The 11,817-nt window shown below is 31.7% G+C and carries 10 protein-coding genes; all 10 read left to right on the forward strand.

Translation table 11 applies throughout. The features are described from left to right. The 10 genes from murC to ACN0WB_RS00920 all read left to right on the forward strand — a co-directional run bounded on the left by murC (position 1) and on the right by ACN0WB_RS00920 (position 11,775). Positions 1-1,359: a UDP-N-acetylmuramate--L-alanine ligase gene (murC, locus tag ACN0WB_RS00875; RefSeq protein ID WP_417427902.1), complete on the forward strand. Its 1,359-nt coding sequence runs from the start codon at positions 1-3 to the stop codon at positions 1,357-1,359. A gap of 118 nt (positions 1,360-1,477) precedes the next feature. Further along, positions 1,478-2,308 carry a cell division protein FtsQ/DivIB gene (locus tag ACN0WB_RS00880; protein ID WP_417427903.1) on the forward strand — a complete coding sequence of 277 codons (831 nt, stop codon included), beginning with the start codon at positions 1,478-1,480 and terminating at the stop codon, positions 2,306-2,308. Between the two features lie 17 nt (positions 2,309-2,325). After that, a complete protein-coding gene (ftsA, locus tag ACN0WB_RS00885) occupies positions 2,326-3,678 on the forward strand; it encodes a cell division protein FtsA (RefSeq protein ID WP_417427905.1) in 1,353 nt (450 codons plus the stop codon). 92 nt (positions 3,679-3,770) lie between these two features. Continuing rightward, positions 3,771-5,597 carry a cell division protein FtsZ gene (gene ftsZ / locus ACN0WB_RS00890; RefSeq protein WP_417427907.1) on the forward strand — a complete coding sequence of 609 codons (1,827 nt, stop codon included), beginning with the start codon at positions 3,771-3,773 and terminating at the stop codon, positions 5,595-5,597. A 65-nt stretch (positions 5,598-5,662) separates the two neighbouring features. Further along, entirely contained in the window at positions 5,663-6,109 is a 447-nt protein-coding gene (locus tag ACN0WB_RS00895; RefSeq protein ID WP_417427909.1) for a GatB/YqeY domain-containing protein, read from the forward strand. A 123-nt stretch (positions 6,110-6,232) separates the two neighbouring features. Continuing rightward, entirely contained in the window at positions 6,233-8,398 is a 2,166-nt protein-coding gene (locus ACN0WB_RS00900; RefSeq protein WP_417427911.1) for a S9 family peptidase, read from the forward strand. A 94-nt stretch (positions 8,399-8,492) separates the two neighbouring features. After that, complete coding sequence (locus ACN0WB_RS00905; protein ID WP_417427913.1) at positions 8,493-9,746, forward strand: cation:proton antiporter; 1,254 nt, start codon at positions 8,493-8,495, stop codon at positions 9,744-9,746. Between the two features lie 99 nt (positions 9,747-9,845). Then, a complete protein-coding gene (locus ACN0WB_RS00910; protein ID WP_417427915.1) occupies positions 9,846-10,256 on the forward strand; it encodes a BrxA/BrxB family bacilliredoxin in 411 nt (136 codons plus the stop codon). Between the two features lie 188 nt (positions 10,257-10,444). Further along, positions 10,445-11,014, forward strand: a complete 570-nt coding sequence (locus ACN0WB_RS00915) for a DUF4271 domain-containing protein (RefSeq protein ID WP_417428740.1) — start codon at positions 10,445-10,447, stop codon at positions 11,012-11,014. A gap of 20 nt (positions 11,015-11,034) precedes the next feature. Beyond that, a complete protein-coding gene (locus ACN0WB_RS00920) occupies positions 11,035-11,775 on the forward strand; it encodes a uroporphyrinogen-III synthase (protein WP_417427917.1) in 741 nt (246 codons plus the stop codon). Positions 11,776-11,817: the final 42 nt, after the last annotated feature.

Below are 11,817 nucleotides of genomic sequence, written 5' to 3' on the forward strand. Positions count from 1 at the left end.
ATGAATAATTTAAATACATATCAAAATTTTTATTTCGTCGGAATTGGCGGAATCGGGATGTCTGCTCTTGCAAGATATTTCCACTCTATTGGTGGAAACGTTTTGGGCTATGATAAAACCGAGACCAAATTGACGAATGCTTTAAAATCTGAAGGAATTAAAATAACTTTTGAAGATGAAATAAGTGATGAAATTTTAAATTTAAAAAAAGAAAATACGCTTGTAATTTACACGCCTGCAATTAAAAAACTGGAAATTTTAGATTTTTTCACAGAATTAAATTTCACGATTTATAAAAGAGCCCGCGTTTTAGGGATGATTACAGATCACACAGAATGCATCGCAATTGCTGGAACACACGGTAAAACAACGACTTCATCTTTGGTTGCGCATCTTTCAAAAGTGGCAAATCTTCCATTTTCCGGATTTTTAGGTGGAATTGCAGAAAATTTTAAATCCAATTTTATTTTTAATGGAAATGAAATTTCTGTGGTAGAAGCCGATGAATATGATCGTTCTTTTATGAATTTGAAACCAGATTGGGCGGTAATAACATCGATGGACGCAGATCATTTAGACATTTTCGGCGACAAAGAAACTATCGAAAAAAGTTTTCGGGATTTTGGAGCTTTGGTTCCGAAAGATAACCAACTTTTTATTAGAAAAGGAATTGATATTAAAAGAGGTGCAAAAACTTACGCCGTGAATGAAGAAGCGGATTTCTACAGCAATAATTTAAGAATCGAAGGTGATTTAATTTATTTTGATTTCCACACAAGAACAGAAAAAATCACAGACTTTGTTTGGGAAATTCCAGGAATTCACAATGTAGAAAATGCAACTGCTGCAATTGCAATTATGCATGAAAAAGGAGTTGATTTTGAAACTATTAAAAAAGGAATTCAAAGTTTTAAAGGAATAAAAAGAAGATATACAAAACATAATTTTGAAAGTGGAAAACATTATATTGATGATTATGCGCATCATCCAACTGAATTAAACGCCGTAATTGGAAGTATTAAAAAATTCTATCCACATCAAAAATTATTGGTTGTTTTTCAGCCACATTTATTTAGTAGAACACGTGATTTTGTGAATGATTTTGCTAAAAATTTAGCGGAAGCAGATGAATTAATTCTTTTGGATATTTATCCAGCTCGTGAGTTGCAGGAAAATTTTGAAGGAATAAATTCCAATTGGTTATTAGAAAAAATTAAATTAAATAAAAAAGAAGTTTCGTCGTTAAACGAAGCTTTAGATAAAATAAAACAGAAAGATTTCGATATTTTACTCACAGTTGGCGCAGGAAATATTGATACTTTAAGCGATCCAATAATTAATTGGTTATCAACAAATTAAAATGAAAAACAAGTTCAGAATATTGAAAATTTTTATCACAGTAGTGCTCTTTGGGTTTCTACTGAGTTTCTCTCTGAGTCGTTTCAAGAAAGCGCCTTTAGAAAAGATTTCAGTAAAAATGAATGCGACTACACCTGTTTATTTTATTGATGAAAAGGATGTAAAAGATTTAGTAAAAAAAGAAAATCCAACTTTTACAATTGGAAATTTGAATATTCCAGATTTAGAAAAAAAATTAAATAATTTACCCGCCGTAGATAGTGCAAATGTTTATTTAAATTTAAACGGAAACCTGAATTTGGACATCAAACAAAGAGTTCCAATTTTTAGAATTAATAATGGTGACAAGGATTTTTATGTAGATGCGAAAGGAATAGAATTCCCACTTTCAAGAAATTATTCGCACCCGTGTATGTTAGTAACTGGTGATATTAAAAAATCAGAGTATAAAAAATTAGGAGAATTAATATCAAAAATTAATGCAGATGATTTTACTAAAAAATTCTTTATTGGCATTTCAAAAAATAACAAAGGCTACAGTTTATTAACCAGTGACGGATATTATGATGTAGAAATTGGAGATTTGGACAGAATAGATTTTAAAGTTAAAGGATTTAAAGCATTTGTAACAAAATTTTTAGTGAATGAAAATCCTGAAAAATACAGTCAAATTTCTTTAAAATATGACAACCAAATTGTGACCACTTTAAATCCGCACTTTGAAGGAAACGACAGTATTTTAGCGGCAAATTATAAAGAATTTCAAAAAATCCCCGTCGTTGTAAGAAAAGTTACAACTACGGTAAAAAAGCCAACTAAAAATGTTGAAGTAAAGCCAAAAATAAAAGAGAAAGCACGCGAAAAACCTAAAGTCTCAATGCCTGCAAAAAAGAAGAAAAAGACAAGTATTTCAAAGAAAAAAGGGACAACAAAAATTAAAATAGAATAATATCAAATCAATAGTAGATGGAAAATAACGAATATTCAGTAGGATTAGACATTGGGACTACAAAAATCGTGACCATTGTCGGACGAAGAAACGCACACGGAAAAATCGAAATTTTGGGGGTTGGAAAAGCCAAAAGTCTCGGTGTTCATAAAGGAATTGTGAATAATATTTCGCAAACCATCAGTTCAATAAAATCCGCCGTAGAACAAGCTCAAAATAGCGCAGGTGTAAAAATCCATAAAGTGACAGTCGGAATTGCGGGGAAACACATACGTTCTTTGCAACATTCAGATTACATTATGCGTGATCATCCAGAAGAATATATCACAGAAGATGATATTGAAAAACTAAAAGATCAGGTTAAAAAATTGGTAATGCTTCCAGGAGAAGAAATTATTCACGTTTTACCACAAGATTATAAAGTAGATTCTGAAGGTGAAATACAAGAACCTGTTGGAATGCACGGAAAAAGATTAGAAGCTAATTTCCACGTTGTTGTGGGACAAATGGGCTCTATCAGAAACATTGCTCGTTGTGTTCGTGAAGCGGGCTTAGAAATGGAAGCTTTAACTTTAGAACCTCTTGCATCTTCCGAAGCAGTTCTCACAAAAGAAGAGAAAGAAGCCGGGGTTGCAATTGTCGACATCGGAGGTGGAACAACAGATATTGCGATTTTTAAGGATAATATTATTCGACATACTTGCGTAATTCCTTATGGCGGTGGAATTATTACAGACGATATTAAAGAAGGTTGTTCAATTATTGAAAAACACGCCGAACAATTAAAAGTAAAATTTGGTTCAGCTGTTCCAGAATTAGAAAAAGATTCAACATTTGTCACAATTCCTGGTTTGCACGGAAGAAATGATAAGGAAATTTCTCTGAAAACTTTGGCTCAAATTGTAAATGCGAGAGTAGAAGAAATTTTGGAAATGGTAAATACAGAATTAAAAGCTTACGGCGCATTCGAGCAAAAGAAAAAATTAATTGCTGGAATCGTTTTAACTGGAGGTGGTTCTAATTTAAGACATTTGAGACAATTAGCAAATTATACAACCGGTTTAGACAGCCGAATTGGTTTTGCAAATGAATATGTAGCAAATGATAAAAACCAACAGTTGAAAGGTCCAGAATATGCAACTTCAATTGGTTTATTAATGGAAAGTTTAAAAATTCGTGATAAAAAACCTTATGAAGTTGAACTTAAAAAAATTGAAGAGGAACAGATTATTGCGGTAGAAAATGACACTAAAATTGAAACCACCGCACAAACTATAATTGAAAAACACGAAATCCAGAAAAAAGCACGACTAACATTTGGAGAAAGTATTCTAAATAAAGTAAAAAAATTCTTTGAAGAAGTAGAATAACTAAATTGAATTAGTGATTGTTGATAAATCTTATTAAAACTATTTTCAAGCATCATTAAAAAATAATATCTTTCAAACATCAATTTTAAAAAATGGAAAATATAAATAATACCACAGGATTTTCTTTTGATTTGCCAAAAGGTAATTCATCAATTATAAAAGTAATAGGAGTCGGCGGTGGCGGAAATAATGCATTGAAACACATGTATGAACGCGGAATCCACGGCGTAGATTTCGTAATTTGCAATACAGATTCTCAAACTTTAGATAATAATCCAGTTTCAAATAAAGTGCAGTTGGGACTTGCGATTACCGAAGGTCTTGGAGCAGGAGCCGATCCAGAAGTGGGTGAAAACGCAGCTATTGAAAGTATCGATGAAATAAAAGCAGCGCTTGGTCAAAGCACAAAAATGGTTTTTATTACAGCTGGAATGGGCGGTGGAACAGGAACTGGAGCTGCACCAATTATTGCAAAAATCGCAAAAGAAATGGGTATTTTAACCATTGGAATTGTAACCGTTCCATTTAGTTTTGAAGGAAAAAGAAGATTAGATCAAGCAGATATTGGTTTGGATAAATTAAGAAATAATGTTGATTCATTAATCGTAATTAATAATGATAAACTTCGTCAACAATACGGAAATCTTGGTTTTAAATCAGGTTTTTCTAAAGCCGATGAAGTTTTAACAAATGCTGCAAAAGGAATGGCAGAAGTTATTACTGGTTATTTTGATGTTAATATCGATTTCCGTGATGCTAAATCTGTTCTTCAAAACAGTGGAACTGCTTTAATGTCAACTGGCGTTGCTTCAGGAGAAAATAAAGCAGAAGAAGCCGTGAAAAAAGCTTTGGATTCTCCTTTATTAAATGATAACAAAATTACGGGCGCAAGAAACGTACTTTTATTAATAAGAAGTGGTAGCGAAGAAGCAACCATGGACGAAATCGGAATAATAAATGATTACATCCAAAAAGAAGCGGGAGATACTGCAGATATTATTTTCGGAGTTGGAACTGATGAAGAATTAGGTGATGCAATTTCAGTTTTGGTTATTGCAACTGGTTTTGCGAAAGAATATGCAAAACATTCTGGAATCACTGAAAAAGTAAATTATTCTCTAGACGGTAAATCTACTAGAAAAAATCAAAGCAATGAAAATTTTGAGAATGAATTTTCAAGCGGTTTTCCTTTAGAAAAAAAATTGGTGAGTTTAGATGATGAGGAAGATTTTACACCTCCAACTCCTGAAAATAAATTTCAAAAAAAAAGTATTGAAGCAGTAAAAGCTAATACTTTTAACGAAGTGGAAGAAAAACCTACGGAAATCTGGGAAAGAGAAGATGAAAATTTGGCAAATCAATACAACTTATTTTCATTTGAAGATGACAATCTTGAAGAAGATTTAGAAGCAGAATCACTTTCATTTGAAGTGGAAAAACCCATAAAATCTGAAATTAAAACAGATGCTATTGAGTTTAATTTTATGGTAAATGAACCTGTAAAAGAAGAACCTTTGGTGGAAATTCTTTCTACTGAAGAAAAATTTGCTGAAAATAAAGTTGAAATTGAATTACCTGAAATTGAAGAAGTAATCCCAGAAAAAACTGAAGAAATTTCGGCTGAAACCGAAGAAGAAACTCAATCTTCATCATTTGGTGAAAGCATGTTCACTTTTGTAGATAAACCTTCGGAAAAAGACAAAGTAACAGAGCGTAGAAATAAGTTAAAAGAATTTGATTCTCGTTATCAAACAGTAGATAGTGAACTTCAGTTTGAAACCGTTCCGGCTTTCCGAAGAAAAAATATTGTTTTAAATCAACAAAATCCTTCAGAGCAAAATATTCAAACTTATATGAAAGATGAAAATGGAAGAATGCAAGTGCGTGAAAACAGATTTTTGAACAAAGATGTAGATTAATTAGAAAATTTGAGAATGTGTTAATTTGAAAATTAATTCTTCTCAACTTTACAAAAAACAAAAAAATGAGTTTAGAAATAACAATAAGCGACGCCATAAAAGACGCGATGCGAGCAAAAGATAAAGTCGCTTTAGATGCATTACGCGCAGTAAAATCTCAAGTTTTATTATTAAAAACAGAAGCAAAAGGTGCAGAAGTTTCTGATGAACAAGTGATCTCCATTTTACAGCGAATGATAAAACAAAGAAAAGATTCTTCTGAACAATTTTTGGCGCAAAACCGCACAGATTTAGCAGAAGTGGAAGATGCGCAAAGTAAAATAATAGAAAAATATTTGCCCAAACAATTAAGTCCCGAAGAATTAGAAGCAGAAATAAAAAAAATTATTTCTGAAACTGGCGCAGAAAACGCAAAAGATTTAGGAAAAGTAATGGGAATTGCAAGCAAAACTCTCGCAGGGAAATCCGATGGAAAAAGCATTTCTTCCATGGCAAAACAATTACTATCTTAAAAAGATACAAGAACTTTCTTAAATAATTAAAGATAGAAGACAATTATATTCAATTATAGTTGTCTTTTTTTTATATTTGAAATAAATTCACACAAAATAAAAATCCGCGAATTACTATTTACTATGAAAAATACTTTTAAGCAAAACATTCTAATTTTATTTGTACTTTGTATAAGTCAGTTTTTCTTTGCACAATGGGGAACTGGGACTTATTGGTCTTTAGACGGTAACAATATAATGGAAGTAGAAAATGGTCAAATTGTATCTAAAAATGCAATGGACGAATCTAAATCTACAGTCATTATTTCCAAAGAAATGTTAACTCCGACCGGAAAATCACCTTTAAATTTGGTGCGTTTCGCATTTTCGGATGACAATCAAAAAGTTTTAATTGCGACAAATACTAAAAAAGTTTGGCGTTATGATACGCGCGGCGATTCTTGGGTTTATGATATTAAAGCAAAAACTTTAAAACAAATCGGGAAAGACAAACCAGAATCTTCGTTAATGTTTGCGAAATTTTCACCAGACGGAAAAAAAGTAGCGTATGTTAGTGAACATAATATCTATGTAGAAGATTTAGCAAGTGGCGAAACAAAAGCTTTAACAACAGACGGAACTTTAAGATTAATCAATGGAACATTTGATTGGGTTTATGAAGAAGAATTGGATTGTAGAGACGGTTTCAGATGGTCTCCTGATAGCAAATCAATTGCTTATTGGCAAATTGACGCACAAAAAATTAAAAATTATTTGATGTTAAATACGACTGATAAATTGTATCCGTTCACAGTTCCCGTGGAATATCCAGTTGTTGGCGAAGATCCAAGTTCTTGTAAAATTGGCGTTGTAGATTTAGCAACTGCAAAAACAACTTGGATGAATGTTCCAGGAGACGCTGTTCAACATTATATTCCAAGAATGGAATGGGCAAATAATTCTTCCCAATTAATTCTTCAACAATTAAATAGAAGACAAAACGAAAATAAAATTATGCTCGTAAATGTTGCAGAAAATTCCGCGAAAACTATTTACAGCGAAACCGATAAAGCTTGGATTGATGCAAAAGCAGAAGCAACTGGTTGGAATTGGATTGATGGTGGTAAAAAATACATTTGGCTCAGTCAAAAAGATGGATGGAGACACATTTATGCACTTGGTTTAGACGGAAAAGAAACTTTATTAACTCCGGGAAATTACGATGTAATTGAATTAAATAGTATTGATGAAAAATCTGGAAAAATATATTTTATGGCTTCTCCAGAAAATGCAACACAAAGCTATTTATATGAGGTTCCTTTAAAAGGTGGAAAAGCAACTCGTTTAACTTCTGCAAATGAAAGCGGAACTCACAATTATGATATTTCACCAAACGGGAAATTAGCTTTTCACAATTATTCTAATGCGAATATGTTTCCGAAAAGTGATGTAGTTTCTTTACCCAATCACAAACTTTTAAGTGGTGGCGAAGAAAATCCAAGAGCCAAAAGTTTTAAAATGCCGAAAGTGGAATTCTTTAAAGTAACCACTTCAGATGGCGTTGAAATGGACGGATGGATGGTAAAACCAAACAATTTTGATCCAGCAAAAAAATATCCAGTTGTGTTTTATGTTTATGGAGAACCAGCTTCTCAAACAGTTGTTGACAGATTTGGAACAGGTTTTAACAGATTATACAAAGGAAGTATGGCGGAAGATGGCTATATTTATATATCTGTTGATGGACGTGGTTCTCCTGCTCCAAAAGGAAGGGAATGGAGAAAATCTATTTACCACAGAATTGGCGACATCAATATAAAAGATCAAGCAATGGCGACAAAAGAAATTATGAAATGGAATTTTGTAGACAAAGATCGCATTGCGGTTTGGGGTTGGAGCGGCGGAGGTTCTTCTACTTTAAATTTAATGATGCAATATCCTGAAATCTACAAAACCGGAATTTCAATCGCGGCAGTTGATAATCAATTAAATTATGATAATATTTACCAAGAACGTTATATGGGATTATTGCCGGAAGACAAACATTATTTTGTAGATAATTCTCCTTTGGCGCACGCAAAAAACTTACAAGGAAATTTACTTCTAATTCACGGAACAGGCGATGATAATGTACATTACAACAATGCGGAACAAATGATTAATCAATTAATTAAATACAACAAAACTTTTCAATTAATGATTTATCCAAACAGAACCCACTCTATTTCTGAAGGAGAAGGAACGGGCGCACATTTGGCTTCAACTTATACTAAATTTTTGAAAGAAAATTGTCCGCCGGGAGGGAAATAATTTAAACTTATTTTTCAAACAATTTTAAAATAAAACCTCTAAACTCAAAAGTTTTGAGGTTTTATTTTTTCCTACATTTGTGAAAATTTCCTAAATGCAGATTTACAATTATTTCACCATCATTATTATTCTCGCTGCAGCTTTCGGATATTTCAACAAAAGATTTCTGAAACTTCCCAGAACAATTGGTGTAATGATAATTGCACTTCTCACCTCTTTGGGAATTGTTTTGGACGCTTCATACTTTCCAGATTTATTTGTGCAGACAAAAAAAATGATTTTGTCCGTAGATTTCTACACTATTTTAATGAAAATAATGTTGAGTTTCTTACTTTTTGCAGGCTCAATTCACATCAAATTAAAAGATATCAAAACTGAGAGAGCGCCCATTATTGCATTTTCTACTATTGGTGTTTTAATTTCTACTGTAGTTGTGGGCGGATTAATGTATTATTTACTTCAAGCATTTAATTTAAATATTTCTTTTATAAATTGTTTGCTTTTTGGCGCTTTAATTTCTCCAACCGATCCAATTGCCGTTTTGGGAATTTTAAAAACCGCTAATATTCCGAAATCTTTAGAAACAAAAATTTCTGGTGAAAGTTTATTTAATGATGGTGTCGCCGTTGTAATTTTCGTGTCTATTTACGAAGTTTCGCAGGTTGGTTTAGCAAATATGGGATTTTCAGATATTGCACTTTTATTTTTAAAAGAAGCAGGTGGCGGAATTCTTTTAGGAACAGTTTTAGGTAGTTTAGGAACTTATGTTTTAAAAACAATTGATGATTATTCAGTTGAAGTTATGGTGACTTTAGCAATGGTAATGGGCGGTTATTTAATGGCTTCATTATTACATATTTCTGGTCCACTTGCAATGGTTGTTGCCGGAATTTTTATTGGAAATCGTGGGCGAGCTGTAGGAATGAGCAATATTACAGAAGAATATATTGATAAATTCTGGGAAATGCTCGATGAGATTTTAAATGCCGTTTTATTTCTTTTAATTGGTTTAGAATTATTGGTAATCAATTTTGAAAATATTTATATTTTAATAGGAATCATCGCTATTTTCATAGTATTATTTGCAAGATTTGTTTCCGTGGGAATTCCTTTTTTGATATTAAAAAAACGAGTGAAATTTGAGAAAAATTCTTTCCCGATTTTAGTTTGGGGAGGAATTCGCGGAGGAATTTCCGTTGCTTTGGCTTTAGCTTTACCGCGTCACAGTTCGGGCGATATGTTTGTAACAATCACTTATATTATTGTATTATTTTCAATTATTTTTCAAGGTTTAACGATTGGCAATTTGGCGAAAAGACTGACAATAAAGTCCGCCAAAAAGTCTTAATAGATAATTGGTATAATTTTAATAGTTATCAAATGGAAATTAATTCGTCTAAAAAAATTAATTTTGCACTAAAGATTTTAACTTAAAAAATATAAAAATATGTACCCAGAAGATTTAGTAATGCCAATGAAGGCAGAACTTACAGATAAAGGTTTTGAAGATTTAACGACTGCTGAAAAAGTTGACGCAGCCATAAAACAAGACGGAACTACACTTTTAGTAATCAATTCCGTTTGTGGTTGTGCAGCTGGAGCAGCAAGACCCGGCGTAGTTTTCTCTTTAACAGGCGACAAAAAACCAGACCATTTGGTAACTGCTTTTGCAGGTTTTGATGTAGATGCAGTTGCAGAAGCAAGAAAACTTTTGGCGCCGTTTCCACCAAGTTCTCCTTGTGTCGCGCTTTTTAAAGACGGCGAATTGGTTCACATGCTTGAAAGACATCACATTGAAGGAAATCCTGCAGGTGCAATTGCTGCTAATTTACAAGCTGCTTATAATGAATATTGCTAAAAATTAGTTTTTAATTAAATAAAAATTAAACCACATTTTTTTAGAAAATGTGGTTTTTTTTGCTTAAATATTTTAAAAAAGATAGAAAGCAAATATGTATTTTTGTAAAAAAAATCTTGGTTAGAATTACTGAACAACATGATTGGGTCATTTTCACTCTTTTAGGTTGCATCCTCATTTTATCTTTAATGCTTATTTCGTTGCAGAGAGAAGCTTCACTTAAAGATTTTCTTTCGCAAAGTTTTGAAAACTCAAGTAATATTTTTCTTACTTGGGGAATTACAAGTATTGTGTTTGTTACTTTGCTTTCTGTTTTAATCTCACAATATATTCCGTTTATTCCAAATTATATACAAGATCGCTCATTCTTCGGTTTTGAACTCAATAAATTTGGGTTTACTTTCTTAAGTGTTTCTGTTTTTTATTTGCTTAAATCAGTACTTACTTATTTTTATTTTTACGCAGTTCGAAATCAAAAGAAATGGCAAAAATTTTATTTTATCGCCACTAGATTCTACTTTTTAATTGCAATTTTGCTTTTTGTTGGTTGTATTCAAATTTATTATTTTCCTCAAAATAGATTAGAAACTTTTCAAACATATAGTTTCCTTTTTGTTTTAATTTTCATATTTAAAAATTTTTTTTATCTATTTCACAATTCTAAGATACTTCCAAAGAACTGGTATTATAAATTTTTGTATATTTGCACCCTCCAAATAATACCACTTTTGGTACTTTGGAAATTTTTATTTGATTAACAAAAGGATTATAATATTTTATGAAAATAAAATCTATTTTGGTTTCCCAACCTGCACCAAATGAATCTTCTCCTTATACGGAGATTGCGCGGAAAGCAAAAATAAAAATAGACTTCAGACAATTTATTCATGTTGCACCCGTAGATGCAAAAGAATTAAGAACACAAAAAATTGATTTATCTCAATTTACTGGAATTATTTTTACTAGTAAAAACGCTATAGATCATTATTTTAGAATCGCAGAAGAAATGCGCTTTTCTGTTCCAGATTCTATGCGATATATTTGTCAATCTGAAGCTGTGGCTAATTATTTGCAAAAGCATATTATTTACAGAAAAAGAAAAATCAGTTTCGGAGAAAAAAATTTCGCCGATCTTTTACCTTTATTTAAAAAATATCCCACAGAGAAATATCTTTTACCATCATCAGATATTAATAATGAAGATATTGAAAAAACTTTAGACGCAGCCAATTTAGATTGGACAAGAGCTATAATGTACAGAACAGTTTGTAGTGATTTGACGGATATTGCAATCAATGATTATGATATGCTTGTGTTTTTTAGTCCACAAGGAATTAAATCTTTGACGGAAAATTTCCCAGATTATAAACAAAACGATACGAAAGTAGCGGTTTTTGGAGCAACAACTCAAGCGGCTGCAGAACAAATTGGTTTAACGATTGATGTAATGGCACCCAATAAAGAAACGCCGTCTATGACAATGGCTATTGAAAGATATATTAGAAATTCATATAAATAATTTTTAAGAAAATATTTTAAAACCATCTTTTCCTTTGTGGAA

Origin of the sequence: Halpernia sp. (genome assembly GCF_048269545.1) — a bacterium.
Lineage (GTDB): Bacteria > Bacteroidota > Bacteroidia > Flavobacteriales > Weeksellaceae > Halpernia.